The organism is Sphaerisporangium perillae, assembly GCF_023276435.1.
Classification (GTDB): Bacteria; Actinomycetota; Actinomycetes; order Streptosporangiales; family Streptosporangiaceae; genus Sphaerisporangium; species Sphaerisporangium perillae.
This window is the reverse complement of sequence record NZ_JALLPO010000025.1, coordinates 13301-28080: the sequence shown is the minus strand read 5'-3', so window position 1 is coordinate 28080 and position 14780 is coordinate 13301. Positions and strand designations below refer to the sequence as shown.

At 72.2% G+C, this 14780-nt stretch carries 15 protein-coding genes and 1 pseudogene; 3 read left to right on the top strand and 13 right to left on the bottom strand.

Annotated features, from left to right (window positions below; translation table 11 throughout):
- Positions 1-24 precede the first annotated feature (24 nt).
- The 6 genes and pseudogenes from MYF83_RS24175 to MYF83_RS44420 form a co-directional block, all read right to left on the bottom strand.
- Positions 25-987, bottom strand: a complete 963-nt coding sequence (locus tag MYF83_RS24175; protein ID WP_248962937.1) for a UDP-glucuronic acid decarboxylase family protein — start codon at positions 985-987, stop codon at positions 25-27.
- Positions 984-1955: a glycosyltransferase family 9 protein gene (locus MYF83_RS24170; protein WP_248962936.1), complete on the bottom strand. Its 972-nt coding sequence runs from the start codon at positions 1953-1955 to the stop codon at positions 984-986. The genes MYF83_RS24175 and MYF83_RS24170 overlap by 4 nt, the downstream gene beginning before the upstream one ends.
- Entirely contained in the window at positions 1946-2626 is a 681-nt protein-coding gene (locus MYF83_RS24165; protein ID WP_248962935.1) for an SDR family oxidoreductase, read from the bottom strand. Before MYF83_RS24165 ends, MYF83_RS24170 begins: the two co-directional genes overlap by 10 nt.
- A 314-nt stretch (positions 2627-2940) precedes the next feature.
- The gene (locus tag MYF83_RS24160; protein WP_248963075.1) at positions 2941-4026 is read right to left on the bottom strand and encodes a glycosyltransferase family 9 protein; all 1086 of its coding nucleotides are present in this window, start codon (positions 4024-4026) and stop codon (positions 2941-2943) included.
- A gap of 113 nt (positions 4027-4139) precedes the next feature.
- A complete protein-coding gene (locus tag MYF83_RS24155; protein ID WP_248962933.1) occupies positions 4140-5090 on the bottom strand; it encodes a glycosyltransferase family 2 protein in 951 nt (316 codons plus the stop codon).
- A pseudogene (locus MYF83_RS44420) lies at positions 5087-5275 on the bottom strand (carbamoyltransferase C-terminal domain-containing protein); the annotation flags it as partial. The gene MYF83_RS24155 and the pseudogene MYF83_RS44420, both read right to left, overlap by 4 nt.
- A gap of 483 nt (positions 5276-5758) precedes the next feature.
- On the opposite strand from MYF83_RS44420, the gene MYF83_RS24145 reads away from it, so the two are divergent.
- The 3 genes from MYF83_RS24145 to MYF83_RS24135 all read left to right on the top strand — a co-directional run bounded on the left by MYF83_RS24145 (position 5759) and on the right by MYF83_RS24135 (position 8277).
- On the top strand, positions 5759-6535 hold the full coding sequence (locus MYF83_RS24145) for an alpha/beta fold hydrolase (protein WP_248962932.1): 777 nt from the start codon (positions 5759-5761) through the stop codon (positions 6533-6535).
- A 162-nt stretch (positions 6536-6697) separates the two neighbouring features.
- The gene (locus tag MYF83_RS24140; RefSeq protein WP_248962930.1) at positions 6698-8116 is read left to right on the top strand and encodes an L-lactate MFS transporter; all 1419 of its coding nucleotides are present in this window, start codon (positions 6698-6700) and stop codon (positions 8114-8116) included.
- Complete coding sequence (locus MYF83_RS24135; RefSeq protein ID WP_248962929.1) at positions 8116-8277, top strand: MFS transporter small subunit; 162 nt, start codon at positions 8116-8118, stop codon at positions 8275-8277. The genes MYF83_RS24140 and MYF83_RS24135 overlap by 1 nt, the downstream gene beginning before the upstream one ends.
- A gap of 6 nt (positions 8278-8283) precedes the next feature.
- On the opposite strand, the gene secD is transcribed toward MYF83_RS24135, so the two are convergent.
- From secD to MYF83_RS24100, 7 genes are all read right to left on the bottom strand, one after another.
- Positions 8284-10722 (bottom strand): protein translocase subunit SecD, encoded by a 2439-nt coding sequence (gene secD / locus MYF83_RS24130; RefSeq protein ID WP_248962928.1) that lies wholly within the window; start codon positions 10720-10722, stop codon positions 8284-8286.
- Positions 10722-11063 carry a TraR/DksA family transcriptional regulator gene (locus MYF83_RS24125; RefSeq protein WP_248962927.1) on the bottom strand — a complete coding sequence of 114 codons (342 nt, stop codon included), beginning with the start codon at positions 11061-11063 and terminating at the stop codon, positions 10722-10724. Before MYF83_RS24125 ends, secD begins: the two co-directional genes overlap by 1 nt.
- 171 nt (positions 11064-11234) lie before the next feature.
- A complete protein-coding gene (locus MYF83_RS24120) occupies positions 11235-11402 on the bottom strand; it encodes a hypothetical protein (protein ID WP_248962926.1) in 168 nt (55 codons plus the stop codon).
- Positions 11399-11764, bottom strand: coding sequence for a TraR/DksA family transcriptional regulator (locus tag MYF83_RS24115; protein WP_248962924.1), 366 nt, complete (start codon positions 11762-11764; stop codon positions 11399-11401). Before MYF83_RS24115 ends, MYF83_RS24120 begins: the two co-directional genes overlap by 4 nt.
- A 521-nt stretch (positions 11765-12285) precedes the next feature.
- Positions 12286-12612, bottom strand: coding sequence for a hypothetical protein (locus MYF83_RS24110; protein WP_248962923.1), 327 nt, complete (start codon positions 12610-12612; stop codon positions 12286-12288).
- A gap of 207 nt (positions 12613-12819) precedes the next feature.
- On the bottom strand, positions 12820-13464 hold the full coding sequence (locus MYF83_RS24105; protein ID WP_248962922.1) for a response regulator: 645 nt from the start codon (positions 13462-13464) through the stop codon (positions 12820-12822).
- A complete protein-coding gene (locus tag MYF83_RS24100) occupies positions 13461-14612 on the bottom strand; it encodes a sensor histidine kinase (RefSeq protein WP_248963074.1) in 1152 nt (383 codons plus the stop codon). The genes MYF83_RS24105 and MYF83_RS24100 overlap by 4 nt, the downstream gene beginning before the upstream one ends.
- Positions 14613-14780: the final 168 nt, after the last annotated feature.

Below are 14780 nucleotides of genomic sequence, written 5' to 3'. Positions count from 1 at the left end.
CCATCGCGGTGGCAGGCCGGGGGTTCAGGACGCCGGGCGGCTCTTCTCCAGCAGTTCCTGCTCGAACCAGGAGATGGTGCGCAGGAGCCCGGTGGTCACGTCGATCTCCGGCCGCCAGCCGAGCCTGGCCAGGGCCAGGGACGTGTCCGGCCGGCGTACGGCCGGATCGTCCACCGGCCGGTCGACGAACTCGATCGGCGAGGAGGAGCCCGCCAGGTCCCTGATGGTCTGGGCGAGCTCGAGCATGGACAGCTCCGACGGGTTGCCGATGTTCACCGGTCCCTCGAAGTCGCTGTCGGCGAGGGTGAGCACGCCTTGCACGGTGTCGTCGACGTAGCAGATGGACCGCGTCTGGCTCCCGTCGCCGGTGACGGTGATCGGCCGGCCGTGGACGGCCTGGCGGACGAACGTCGGGATGGCCCGCCCGTCGTGCGGCCGCATCCGCGGGCCGTAGGTGTTGAAGATGCGCACGATGGCGGTGTCCACGCCGTGGGACTGGCGGTAGGCCGTCGTCAGCGACTCGGCGAACCGCTTGGCCTCGTCGTACACGCTGCGCGGGCCCACCGGGTTGACGTTGCCCCAGTACGTCTCGCGTTGCGGATGCTCCAGCGGGTCCCCGTACACCTCGCTCGTCGAGGCCAGCACGAAACGGGCGCCCTTCTCGCGGGCCAGCCCGAGCGCGTGCAGCGTGCCGAGGCTGCCGACCTTGAGCGTGGCGATCGGATGGCGCAGGTAGTCCGTCGGCGAGGCCGCCGAGGCGAAGTGCAGCACCAGGTCCACCTCGCCGGGCACGTGGACGTAGCCGGTGAGGTCGCACTCGATCACGCGGAACCTCGGCCGGCCGATGAGGTGCTCGACGTTGACCGGCGAGCCGGTGAGGAAGTTGTCCATGCAGATGACGGTGGCGCCCTCGGCGAGCAGCCGCTCGCACAGGTGAGAGCCGAGGAACCCGGCGCCTCCGGTGACCACGACCCGGTGTGCTCTCATCGGACGCCCACCTCCAGCAGGCCCATGGCGGCGTCGAGCACGATCTCGACGCCGATCTCCAGCAGGCCGGGATCCGGCCGGTTCCCATGCGGGTCGCCGTGCCGCCCGGACCACAGGGCGACGTGGCGGCCGGTCGGCGGCGGCCCCCACTGCCGGGGCGACACCGGCCCGAAGAGCACCACCGATGGCGTGGCGAAGGCCGTCGCCAGGTGCGCGACGCCGGTGTCCCCGCAGATCACCAGGCGTGCCCCGGCGACGAGCCGCGCCAGGTCGCGCAGGTCCGTACGGCCGGCCACGATCTGCTCGACGGGGAGCCCGGCCAGCGTGCCGGCCCGGAACGCCAGGGATCGTCCCGCCGCGTCGCCGGTGATCAAGACGCGGTGACCCGCGTGCTCCAGGGCGGCGGCCACCTCGGCGAACCGCTCCACCGGCCAGCGCCGCGCCCGCGAGGCCGCGCCGGGATGCACGATCACGTGTCCCTGCCCGTCCCCGCCCGCCGTGTCAGGGACGGGGACCTGGCCGGGCAGGAGGCGGGCCGGGTCGAGCAGGAGGTCGGCCGGGTCGGCTGGGAGGCCGTACCACTCCAGAAGCGCGCACCACCTGCGCACTTCGTGCATGCTCTGACGCCATGGCGGGCCCTCCAGGCCGGGGAACTCCGGGTGGGCGTGCGTGAGCAGCCGTCCGGGACGGGTACGAGACAGCGCGGCGACGCTCTGCGGGCCGCGCCCGTGCAGGTTCACCGCGACGGCGGGCCGGTCGAGCGGCACCGGTCCCGGGCCGGACACGTCGAGCAGCTCGTCGACGGCGTCGAAGAGCGAGACCAGGCCGGCCAGGGCGGCGGGCGCGGCGAGCACGAGACGGTGGCCGGGATGGGCGCGCCGCAGCGCCCGCAGCGCGGGAACGGCCGTGAGCAGGTCGCCGAGCCCGAGCCCGCGCAGCACCAGCAGTACCGGGTGGTTCAGGGCCATGAGGTCTCCGTGGACGGGCAGACGACGAGCTCGCGGACCTCGCACCCGCGAGGCTGGCCGAGCGCGAACAGGATGGCCGCGGCGACGTCCTCGGGCTGGTTCAGGCGGGCGTCCGGGCCGGGACGGTACTGCTCGTCCCTGTCGTCGAAGAAGCGCGTCCGCATGCCGCCCGGCACCAGCAGCGTGACGCCCACCTGCCCGGCGAGCTCGGCGGCCAGCGCCCGGGTGAAGCCGACGACGCCGAACTTCGCGGCGCAGTACGCCGTCGCGTCGCTCACGGCGCGCAGCCCGAGCGTCGACGCGCACGTCACGACGCGGCCGCCTGAGCGCACCAGGTAGGGCAGGGCGGCGCGCACCACCGACACGGTGCCGAGGAGGTTGACGCCGATCACCCGTTCCCATTCGGCCGCGGGCACCGCTGACAGCGGACCGCACCGGTCGACGCCGGCGGCGGTCACCACCCCGTCGAGGCCGCCCGCCCGCCCGGCCAGCTCCCGTACGGCCTCTTCGGCGCGCTCACGGTCGGCGACGTCGGCCACCACGTGGTCGACACCGTCCTCGGGCGCGTTGACGTCGATCACCAGGGGCCGTCCGCCGATCTTGGCGACCGCGGCGGCCGTGGCCTTTCCCAGGCCCGACGCCCCACCGGTGATCAGGATGTTCCCGACCATGCTCGTTTCTCCTCGCTGCGAAGGGGGGCCGTACCCGACCGTGTGGACCGCCAGGCCGTCCGGAAAGCCGGATGCCTTGGATCACCGACCGCACGCCGTGGGCGTCAGACCACCTCCTGGGCGGCGGCGATGAGCCCGCTCGTCGAATGGCCAGGCACAGTGGGCAGGACGACGATCTCGCCGCCGGCGCGGCGCACCGCCTCGGCCTCGGGCCAGTGCGGCGGCCAGCCCCGCGACGTGGACGTTCTGGTCGCCCGCGTCGCCCCCGCCCACGGCGGCCAGCGGGTTGGCGTGCTCGGATACCAGAGCGATCCTCATCGCGCCCCCTCCGTCACGCCGCTCGGGCCCCGGCCGGAGCCGTCCCGCTGGGCGGCGATCAGCCCGAGGACGGTGCCGACGACCTCGTCGCTCGATACCGACGACAGGCACGGATGCCCGGGGATCGGGCACACCCGCGCCCGGCTTCCCTGGCAGGGGGCCCGCTGGTCGCCCAGCAGCACGACGGGCACGCGGTACGGCGCCCAGCGCTCCGCGGGCACGACAGGAGCGAAGAGGCTGACCACAGGCGTGCCGACCGCCGCGGCCAGGTGCGCGGGACCGGTGTTGGCGACCACGACCGCGGATGCTCCGGCGAGCACGGCCGCCAGCTCGGGGAAGGTCGTCACACCGCCGAGGTCGGTGCCGTACGCCCCGGCGACCTGCGCGGTGAGCGCCTGCTCGTCCGGGTCGCCGGTCACGACCACACGCAGCCCGGCGAGCGCGAGATCGCGCACCGTCCTCGCGTGGTGCTCGGCCGGCCATGCTCGCGCGGGCGCCGAGGTGCCGGGGTGGACGACCACGTAGCCGGGCGGCCCGGTGAACTGGTCCACCGAGGGGAGCGGGCGGCGCACCGCGAGGGCGCCGTCGTCGCCGGGCGGCAGCTCGAACCCCGCGGCACGGGCCAGGCCGAGCATGCGCTCTGCCTCGGGCACGTCGACGGTCTCGTCCACGATGTGCCGGACGTCGAGCAGGGATCCGGGGTAGTCCTCGCTGATGGCGGCGATCCGCGGCACGCCGGCCAGTCGCAGCAGCAGCGCCAGCGGAAGGGACGACTGGTGGAACGACGTGAAGATGACGGCGAGCTCCGGGGCCGCCTTCTCGGCCAGGGAGGCGAGCCGCTCCACGTGCGGCCGGGTCAGCGGCAGCGGGTCGGGGTCGATCCACGGCGCACGCCACTCCAGCACCTGGTCCACTCCGGGCAGGAGCTGGGCGGCGGCGCCGCCGTTCGGACCGGTGAGCAGCACCACCTCACGGGCGGACGCCGCGACCGCGCGGATGGCGGGCCCGGCCAGCAGGACGTCGCCGGCGTTGTCGAGCCGAGCGACGAGGACGGTTCCGAGCCGCGGCGTGCCTGCGGCCATCCGGCTCCCGGCCATGGGCGCCGTCCCGCGTCCGATCCGGCCACCGGCCTCGGCCGCCGTCCTGCGCGCGGTGCCGGACTGGAGTACGGAACGGATTCCCCGTGCGGGCCCGGTCACCGGCGTACCCGCAGTTCTCCTCGGAGACGGTGCGCGCAGGCCACGGGCGGGATGATCACGCTGGTCACGGTCATCCGCAGGACCTCCTCGGGCGTACGGGGCCCTGGGGCCAGCCGTGCCCAGGCGAACTCGGCGGTGAGCGCGAGCCAGCCCAGCCCGGCCATGGCGCCGAGGGCCGGCAGGTAGCGCGCCTGGTGTCCGCCGCGCCCCACGGCGACCAGCAGGGCGCACGACACCAGGCCGAGCGCGGTGGTCACGGCGTGCCGGGAGAGGCGGCCGGGAACGCCGTCGACGGCGGCCCGCCAGCCCGCCCCGTGCACCCGCCGCATCAGCGCGTCGTCGGCGTTGCCCCGCTGGGCGCGCACGCTGCTCCAGAACCCGTCGTCGCGGACGGGGTGCAGGGTGACGCGCTGTCCTTTGGCGAGCTCGAATCCCGCCTTGAGCAACCGCAGCGCGATGTCGGCGTCCTCGCGGTAGGCGTGCGGGAAGCGTTCGTCGAAGCCGCCGATGCTCTCCAGGGCGGACCTGCGGTAGGCCATGTCGGCGGTGGCCCAGCCGGCCTTGGTGAGGGCGACGGTGTTCCACTCGGCGTCGGTGGGCCGACGCCCGACCGGCAGCTCCACCCGCAGGCGTCCCTGCGAGCCGGCGACATCGTCGGGGAGGTCGGCCAGGTCGGCGATGAGCGCGTCCTGCCAGCCGGGCTGGGGCACCACGTCGTCGTCGAGGAAGGCGATCCACGGCGTGCGGGCGGCCCGCCAGCCCGCGTTCCTGGCCGTGGCGGGTCCGCGCCCGCCGGTACGCAGCACCTGGACGTGGCCGGGCACCTTGAGCGCGGGGCAGAAGCGCGGGCGGTCGTCCACGACGATGGTCTCCACGTCGGCGCCGAGCGCGGCGAGGACGCGGTGGAGGCTCCGCCGGCCGATGGTGGGGATCACAACGGTGATCATGCGGCGAACACCTCCCCCCGCCGGACGAGGTACGGCCCGATGGCGAGCACGTCCACCGGCGCGGAGCCGAAGCACTCGAGGGCGTCGCGCGGGTCGTCGACCATGGGCCGGCCCGCGGTGTTGAGGCTGGTGTTGACGATGACCGGTAGCCCGGTCCGCGCCTGGAAGGCGTCCAGCCAGGCGGCCAACTCGTCCTCGGTCCATCCCCGGTCGAGGTCGGCGCCGGTCATGAGCGCCTTGGCGTAGCCGCCCCAGTCGACCGGCTCGACGCGGAAGCCGCCGTCCACGACCAAGGCTGCCGCCGGATCGTGAAATATGGCGTTGATCCCCAGAAACCGCATCGGCTTACCTCCGTAGGGCCGCAGGAGTCTGGTTACCGAGCGAAGCGACTGACAAACGCCGCTTTGCGCATAAGTCGAGGTGGAAAGGGATGAATCTTGAACTTTGTCACTGTGTGTAGTGGCTGGCGGTGCTTTGTCGCCGCACTGAGCCGGACGGCCGGCGCCACGGGAAGACCCGCCGGCCGCAGGACCGGGCACGGCCCCGGACGGCTCGCGAAAAAAGTTCGCCCGGAATGTCTTTCTGGCTCGCCGCCGGTCGACGCCTGAGTGAAGGCGGGTTCGAAGCCCGCCGGAGGCGAGACCGCGAACCGGAGAGGGAAGATCATCATGGAGAAGGTCATTTCGAGGGACGGCACCCCGATCGCGTTCGACCGGTCCGGTGCGGGACCGGTGGTCATCCTGATCGGCGGCGGCCCCACCGACCGGTCGGCGAACACGCCGCTGGCCGAACTGCTGGCCAAGGACCTCACCGTCTTCAACTACGACCGTCGCGGCCGGGGCGACAGCGGCGACACCGCGCCCTACGCGGTGGACCGCGAGTACGAGGACATCGAAGCCCTCATCGCCGAGGCCGGCGGATCGGCCCTGGTGTACGGCACCTCAGGCGGCGGGATGATCGCCCTGGAGGCGGCTGCGCGCGGCCTCGGCATCAGCAGGCTCGCGGTGTGGGAGCCGCCGTACATCATCGAGGGCAGCCGTACCCCGGTGCCCGCGGACTACAGGGACCGGCTGGTGCGAGCGCTGGAGGAAGGCCGCCGGGGCGACATGGTGGAGCTGTTCCTCACGGCCGCGGTCGGCATGCCCGCCGAGTTCGTCACCCCCATGCGCGGCATGCCGTTCTGGGAGTCGATGGAGGCCATAGCGCACACCCTGGTCTACGACGCCACGCTGACCGGGGACTTCTCGCTTCCCGCCGAGCGGCTGGCCTCGGTCGCGGTGCCCACGCTGGTCATCGACGGAGGGACGACGCCGTGGCTGACCATCGGCGCCGAGGCGGTCGCCGGCGTTCTCCCGGGCGTGCGGCGCGCCACGCTGCACGGCCAGCCGCACAACGTCGACCCCGCCGCCATCGCCCCGGCCCTGCTGGAGCACTTCTCCGCCTGACGCGGCACCCCCGTGGTCTGGGCTTGACGTGGCACCCGCGGTGCCGGCACCACACGCCGGCACCGCGCGGGGGCTCAGTCGGCGGTCCGGTGAAAAGAGAGTGATCGGCGGGTTCTTCGATCACTCTCGACGGACAACTGGCTACGGCATACTGTATTTTTCATGGCAGGTGAAGAGCGACACAGGCCGATATTTCCGACTCCCCATGGTTTCCTCAGCCGGTCACGCACCGTCGCACCGCCGACCTGGAGTCGCTGGCTGATTCCCCCCGCAGCGCTCTCCGTCCACCTCGCGATCGGCCAGGCCTACGCCTGGAGCGTGTTCAAGCCCCCGCTCGAGTCGGCGCTCGGCCTCACCGGCACGCAGAGCGCCCTGCCGTTCCAGCTCGGCATCGTCATGCTCGGCCTGTCCGCCGCCTTCGGAGGGACGCTGGTCGAGCGCAACGGGCCGCGCTGGGCGATGTTCGTCTCGATGACCTGCTTCTCCTCCGGCTTCCTGCTGTCCGCGCTCGGCGTGGCCACCCGGCAGTACTGGCTGGTCGTCCTCGGCTACGGGCTCGTCGGCGGAATCGGCCTCGGCATCGGATACATCTCACCGGTGTCCACGCTGATCAAGTGGTTCCCCGACCGGCCCGGCATGGCGACGGGCATCGCCATCATGGGCTTCGGCGGCGGAGCCCTCATCGCCTCGCCATGGTCCACGCAGATGCTCGAGGCCTTCGGCACCGGCACCGGCGGCATAGCGACGACCTTCCTCGTGCACGGCCTGGTCTACGCGGTCTTCATGTCCATGGGCGTGCTCCTGGTCCGCGTCCCGCCGGACGGCTGGCTCCCGCGCGGCTGGACGCCCGCGAAGGTCGCCGCCCGGCCGCTCGTCACCACCGCCGACGTCTCGGCCTGCAACGCGATCCGCACGCCGCAGTTCTGGTGCCTGTGGATCGTCCTCTGCTGCAACGTCACCGCGGGCATCGGCATCCTGGAGAAGGCCGCGCCGATGATCCGTGACTTCTTCTCCGGCACGGCCACGCCGGTCGCGGTGGGGGCGGCGGCGGGCTTCGTGGCGCTGCTGTCCCTGGCGAACATGACCGGGCGCATCGTGTGGTCGTCCACCTCCGACCTGATCGGCCGCAAGAACATGTACCGCGTCTACCTCGGCGCCGGCGCCCTGTTCTACCTGGTGATCGCCCTGGCCGGGAACACCTCCAAGCCGCTGTTCATCATCTGCGCGCTGGGCATCCTGTCCTTCTACGGAGGAGGATTCGCCACGATCCCGGCATACCTGAAGGACCTGTTCGGCACCTATCAGGTCGGGGCCATCCACGGCCGGCTGCTCACCGCCTGGTCCACCGCCGGGATCCTCGGGCCGCTGATCGTCAACGCCATCGCCGACGCCCAGAAGGCCGCGGGCCGGTCCGGGCCCGCGCTCTACACCACATCCCTCTACATCATGATCGGCCTGCTGGTGGTGGGCTTCCTGGCCAACGAGCTGATCCGCCCGGTGCACCCCGTCCACCACGCCGATCTCGCAGCAGAGGCCGCCACCCGCCAGAAGCCGATGGCCACCAGACAGGGAGACGCCTGATGCCCGACCACCCCGACGCCTCCCCGCCTGACACCACCGCGGCCACCGGTACGACTCGGCACACTCCCCTCATGGTCCTGACCTGGGCCTGGGTGGGCCTCCCCTTCGCCTACGGGGTCTACGAGCTGTTCCAGAAGCTCACCCAGCTCTTCGCCGGCTGACCGAGGTCATCGCCGGGTCCGTCCTCGATCCCCGGCCGCGGCCGGGCCCGTCCGCGATTCCAGTTCGATGGCGAGCGGAGCCGCGGTGAACATCGAGGAGTAGGTGCCGACGACGATGCCGATCAGCAGCGCGAGGGCGAAGTCCGTCAGCGAATCACCACCGAGCAGCGCCAGCGCGGCCAGGATGAACACCGCTCCCATGCCCGTGTTGATCGTGCGAGGAAGGGTCTGCAGGATGGCGCTGTTCGCCACGCGGGCGAAGACGGCCTTCCTGTCGGCGGTCCGCAGCTCGCGTATCCGGTCGAAGACCACCACCGAGTCGTTCACCGAGTAGCCGATCACCGTGAGCAGGGCCGCCAGGAACACCCCGTCGATCGGCTTGCCCAGCCAGGCGAAGACGCCGATGAGGATCAGCACGTCATGGGCCATCGCCGTGACCGCCGCCGCGCCGAAGGTCCAGCGGAACCGCACCGCCAGGTAGGCCATCTGGGCGGCGAGCGCCACCCCCAGGGCGACCAAAGCGGCCCTGCGCAGCTCGTCGCCGAGGCTCGGCCCGATCAGCTCGTCGCGGACCGTCTCGGGGGCCCCTCCCAGCTCGCCGATCGCCGCGGCGATCCGCGCCTCCTGGGCCTCCGTGAGCCGGTCCGTACGGACCGTCAGGTCGCCGTCCCCGGAGGCCTGCACGACCGCGCGGGGAAAACCCGCCTCGGCGAGCGCGGATCGGGCGCGGTCCGGATCGACGGAGGCGGCGGTGGAGTACTCGATCAGCCGCCCCCCGGTGAACTCGACGCCGAAGTCCAGCCCGCGTACGGCGACCCCCGAGGTGGCGAGGACCAGCGCGGCGGCGGACCCCGCCAGCCAGCGGCGCGGATGCCGCATCAGATTCGGGTTCCGCGCCGCCAGCCGTTCGCGGACCCTTCCGGCGCTCGCGACGCCCGTCAGCCATGGCCGCGCCCGCACCGAGCGCCTGGCCACGGCGTACTCCGCGAGGACGCGGGTGATGACCAGCGCGCTGAACATGGAGGCGAGCACGCCGATGGACAGCGTGACACCGAACCCCCGCACCGAACCCGAGGCGAGGAAGAACAGCAGCCCGGCGGCGAGCAGCGTGGTGACGTTGGAGTCCGCGATGGCGCTGAACGCGTTACGGAACCCCGCCGCCAGCGCCGCACGCAAGCTCCCGGACCCCTTGGATCCGCGGCCGGCGGACGGTGGCGAGCCTTGCTCCCCGCGTGGGCCATCGGACGGTCGTGACGAGGTGTCCCCCGCGTCCCTGCCGCGCCGGGCTGCGTACTCCTCCCGGGTGCGTTCGAAGACCAGCACGTTCGCGTCCACGGCCATGCCGATCGCCAGCACGAAACCCGCCAGTCCCGGCAAGGTCAGCGTCGCGCCGATCGCCAGCATGGCGGCATAGGCGACCAGCCCGTAGCAGGCCAGCGCCAAGGCGGCGAGAGCACCGAACAGCCGGTAGACGGTCACGATGAACGCGCAGGTCAGCGCGGTGCCGATGATGGCCGCCCACATGCTCGCCGCGATCGCCTCGGCCCCCAGGCTGGGGCCGACCGTGCGCTGCTCGACCGTCTCGACCGGCACCGGCAGCGCGCCACCGGTGATGAGCGTCGCCAGCTCCCGCGCCTCCTCGTGGCCGAAGCCGCCCGTGATCTGCGTCGAGCCGCCGAGGATCCCGGTCCGGCACGCGACCGAGGGATCGACCTGGGGCGAGGAGACGATCTTCCCGTCCAGGACGATCGCGACGCGGCGGGCGGGGTCGCCGGGCGCGGCGCACGCGGCCTCGCCGGTCAGCCGCGCCCACGCCTCCTCGCCGGCGCCGCGCAGGTCGAGCGCGACGAACCAGCCCGGTCCCGCCTGCGGATCGGTCGCGGCTTCGGCGCTCGCCACCTCCCCTCCGCTGAGCGCGGCAGGCCCCAGGCGCAGCCGTTCCCCCGACGCGTCGGCGAGGACCTGCTCGGCCGGGCTCCGCGCGCCGTTCTCAGGTCGCGGCGTGGGAGCGGCCGCGCCGGCGACGCCGAGAACGGGATGGAAGGTGAGCTGCGCGGTACGGCCCAGCACGTCGGCGGCCTGGCGCGCGTCCTGGAGCCCGGGCAGCTCGACGATGATCCGGTTGTCCCCGGAGCGGGCGAGGTTGGGCTCGGCCACCCCGAGCGCGTCCACCCGGCGGCGCAGCACCTCCAGGGTGCGGTCGGTGGCCGCCGCGTCGGCCTTGGCGGTGGGGGAGTCGCGGGTCTCCAGCACGATCTGCGTGCCGCCGCGCAGGTCGATGCCCAGCCGCACGGGCGTCGTCACCGTGAGGTACGCCGAGACGGCGATGACGCCCAGGGCCACGATCGCCCTGACCCGCCCCGCGCGCCGGCCTACGGCCTTGCCGGTGGCGCCACGCCCGGCCTGCCCACCGCCTGCTTCGGTCGCTCGACTCGAGGGTGCCATCAGCGCATCTCGTGCCGGCGCTGGCAGGCCACGCAGTTCCGGGTCAGCGGCCGGATCTTCAACCGCTCGAACGGGATGCGCGCGCCACAGCCCGTGCACCGGCCATAGTCCCCGCCCTCCAGGTTCGCGATGCTCTGCCGGATCTCGGCGATCGCGCGATCGGTGGCGGCGATGTCGGCGAGCACATCCTGCCAGGACACGCCCTCGGTGCCCGCCGCCTCCATCGAGGCCTTCAGACTGCTGAGCTGGTTGGTCCGCCACAGCAACTGCTCATGCAGCTCCTCGCGGATCGACTGAATCTGCACGCTGCTGAGCCGGGTGTTCTCTTCGCTGATGGTCATGGTTCGAGGAGTCCTTTCAGTACGAAGGTGTGAGCCGGATGCGCCGGACCGGCACTGTCCACCGGCACGCCCGAACGGCCGGACACGGACATGTGAGAACGGCGAGTCACGGGCACGTGCGGGTCGCGGACACGTGAGAACGGCGAGTCACGGGCACGCGAGATCGGCGCGTCACAGGCGTGCCAGAACGGTCAGACCTCGGACGGTGGCGTGCTGCGGTTCATTGGCGGCGGTGACGGCGACGCGTAGCTTCCCCGCCATGACGAGCCGGGTCCGCACCGTGCCGAGATCGATGTCGGCACGGTTCCCGGGTCCGAGAAGGTGTCCGTAGGCGTTCATACCGCCACCCGGTCCACGTGAGCATTGCGGCAGGTGGCGCACTCCTGTATGTGCGGAGCGCGGAGGAGCTGGTCGAGAGGGATGAACGTCCCGCACCGCCGGCACGTCCCGTACAGCCCGCGGTCCATCCGCACGATCGCCGCCCGCATCTTGACGACGGTCACGCGCGCGCGACGCGCGCGCTCGACGAGCGCTCGCCGGGAAGTGGTGGGCTCGTTCGCAAGGAGCCGCTCGCCGAGCCGGTCGAACTCCGCCTCGGCCGCGCCGAGCCGTTCCTGTAGCAACGCGCGCAGCCGCTCGAGCTGAGCGACATGCCGCTGGTAGTCCTGCATGAGCGTGTTCACTGACCTGATGTCCGCCATGACGACATCGACTCCTAGCCTCGGCTGGCCTGGACGGAAGGAGATGACGCGCGCCGGTGAGGGCCCGGGTATGACCCCGGGTGTGGCCTGATGGGCGCGGCGTGCGCCGAACCGGATACGGCTCGGCGAGACCCTGTCGAGTGGCATGCGACCTTGGGAGGCGGTCGCCGTGGCCAGTGGCCTTGCGACCGCGCGTCAGGGCGCGTCACCGGTGGAGACCGGCGCACGGCCCTGCCGCCGGCCGGGCCGTGACTCGACAGGCGATCAGAAAGCAGAAGAGGCTTGCTCGCGAACGTTCCCAAGGAGTACCCGCCGCAGAGGACGCCGGAAGGCCCGACACCACGGCCGGCCATCCCGACCCCACCACGACGAGCCGCAGAACGGCATCACCGGCGTCACCGCGTCTCGGCGTACGACCTGACGGTGTCACCGCGTCGCGGCGTACCGCCTCAGGAGGTCACGCCATACGGCGATCCATCGGGCCTGACGGCGATCGATCGGGAACGTTCGAGAAAATCCGGCTAGGCCAGGGGAGGACTTCGCGAGTCCGGGGGTTGATGACCCGCTCGCTGCGGAGTGAACTTCGCTCCGGGGTCGCGCCAGGCGAGCCAGAACGGCGACTGCGTGCCCGCCGGATCAAGAAGCGGCGGGGAGACGGGCTGAGAACGGCCCGGCAGGTGTTCCGGCGTTCCGACGGAGGCGGACGGCGCGGTCGACGGCTGCTCGACCCACGCTCCAGGGGCCCACACCTCGGTTGCCACATTGGTGTGCCGCTGGGCGGGGTCGCTGCCGTACCAGGCCGGAGCCGAGGCGATCAGCACGAGAGCGAACAGCAGCAGACCCACCACCGTCGAAACGGCGGTGGACCGACCCGCGGCCCGCCACGAACGCCCCATGAGCCCGACCATAGCCCAGCCGGCAGAAATATGCGCATACCCCTGCAGCGACCAACACACCCCTTGTACCGCTCGGTGTGGTGGTGTGTGAGGCGCCGGGGCAGTGGGAGGTGTGCGGCGATTTCGGCGCCGCTGTACGGCGGCCGGCCGGCGAACGTGTCAGCTGGGTAGGACGAGGCCGGACTCATAGGCGAAGATCACTGCCTGGATGCGGTCGCGCAGGTCCAGTTTGGTGAGGATCCGGCTGACGTGGGTCTTGGCCGTGGTGTCGGAGATGAAGAGCTCCGTGGCGACCTCGGCATTGGACAGGCCTCGGGCGATGAGCCGTAGCACCTCAAGTTCGCGCGGGGTGAGGGTGTCGAGGGCGGGCGAGCGGCGTGGGAGGGGCGCCTTGGCGAAGGCCTCGATGACACGTCGCGTCACTCCCGGTGTGAGCATGCCGTCCCCGGCGGCGACCACTCTGACCGCCTCGATGAGCTGCTCGGCCGGGGCCTCCTTGGTCAGGAACCCGGCGGCGCCGGCCCGCAGCGCCTCGTACACGTACTCGTCGAGGTCGAACGTCGTCAGGACGATGATCCGTGTCGGCAGCCCCGCGAGCCGCCTGGTGGCCTCCAGGCCGTTGAGGTTGGGCATCCGGATGTCCATGAGCGCGACGTCCGGGGCGAAGGTACGGACGGCCCGTACGGCCTGCTCGCCATCGCCGGCCTCCGCCACGACCTCCATGTCAGGCTCGTCGTCGAGCACCAGCCGGAAGCCCCGCCGCACCATCGCCTGATCATCGGCGACCACCACACGGATGCTCATCGTTCGCTCCCGGTCAAGGGCAGTATCGCGCGTACGTGGAAGCCGCCGTTCTCGTGTGGTCCGGCCTCCAGCACTCCGTCGTAGAGCGCCGCCCGCTCGCGCATCCCGATGAGCCCGTGGCCGGTGCCCGCACCGAGCGGTGTGGTTCCCTTGCCGTCGTCGTGGACCTCCAGTTCGACGGCCGTGCCGTTCCATCGGATCGCGACCTGCGCCCGCGCGCCCTGCCCGCCGTGCCGGAGGGCGTTGGTGAGCGATTCCTGCACGATGCGGTAGGTGGCCAGCTCCATGCCGGCGGGGAGCGGGGAGGGCGTGCCCTCGACCGTCATCTCGACCGCGAGCCCGGCTTCGCGCATCTGCTCCAGCAGCGGCGGCAGCCGGTCGAGCCCGGGCTGCGGGGCGAGCGAGAGCGACTCGTCGTCCGCGCGGAGGATGCCGAGCAGCCGCCGTAGTTCCCCGATCGCGCCCCGCCCCGTCTGCTCGACCTCGGCGAGCAGCTCGCTGTCCTCGGGCCGATCATGCCGCAGGCGCCGCCGTACGACGCCGGTCTGGACGACCATGACGCTGAGGCTGTGGGCGATCACGTCGTGCAGCTCCCGGGCGATCCTGCCGCGCTCGGCCAGTACGGCGCGCTGCGCGTCATCGGCACGCCGCCTTTCGAGCCCGGCGGCCTGTTCCTTGAGCAGTTGCGCCTCCTCGCCACGCTTGCGGATCAGGTAGCCCAGCGTCCAGGCTCCGCCGAACAGCACGCCGGTGAACAGGTAGTCGCCCGCGCCGCCCCGGTTGGGATCGATGGCGAAGCCGACCAGCACGAACGTGGTGACCAGCGCCGCGCCGATGACGGCGTCCCTCAGCGGAGCGTTGTTCGCGACGGAGTAGCAGACCACGAGCATGGCGAAGAAGGCGTAGCCGCTCTCGAAGTTGTGGGCCACCGGCGCGAAGGCGGCCACGATGAGCAGTTCGGCGGCGACCACGCCGAGTGGCCAGACCCGCCGCCACGCGATGGGAACGACGGTGGCCGCGGCGGCGAGCATGTCGACGGCGGTGAACGAGGTTTCGGTACTCGTCAACGCCTCAAGCACGGCGGCGATGGCGAGCGCCCCGGAGACCGCGACATCGAGCCACGGCGGCCGGGGCGGGATCAAGCGCATGGCGCTCACGATAACTCCGGGCATCCGACATCCGAATCGTCCGCGTGGACGACGCCGGGATCGTCGGTCCGCCCGACGACTTGAGCCGTACGCGCGACCTACTTTGGCGGCCTCGCACATCGAAGGGCCGGCGGCGGTCTCCCGCAGTGGGGAGGCCGCTGACGGTCT